At 39.8% G+C, this 244-nt stretch carries 1 pseudogene; it reads left to right on the top strand.

The features are described 5' to 3' along the window. Positions 1 to 244 (top strand): annotated as a pseudogene (locus tag AOA62_RS29835) (glutamyl-tRNA reductase); the annotation flags it as partial.

Below are 244 nucleotides of genomic sequence, written 5' to 3'. Positions count from 1 at the left end.
GTATTAGGAGAAACGCAAATTCTAGGTCAGATTCGTGAAGCCTTTATAACTGCTCAAGGTCAAGCTACAACAGGCACTATTTTTAATTACTTGTTTAAACAGGCGGTTACTATAGCAAAACGTGCACATTCTGAAACCTCCATTGGTGAAAATGCCGTCTCTGTCAGCTATGCAGCAGTAGAATTAGGTAAGAAGAATTTTGGAGGCTTTCAAAATAAAAAGGTACTGCTGTTAGGTGCAGGGA

The organism is Pseudomonas sp. 2995-3 (assembly GCF_002742565.1).
GTDB classification, from domain to species: Bacteria; Pseudomonadota; Gammaproteobacteria; order Pseudomonadales; family Pseudomonadaceae; genus Aquipseudomonas; species Aquipseudomonas edaphica.
Note: the sequence above shows the minus strand (reverse complement) of the source record. Positions and strands in the feature narration are given on the sequence as shown.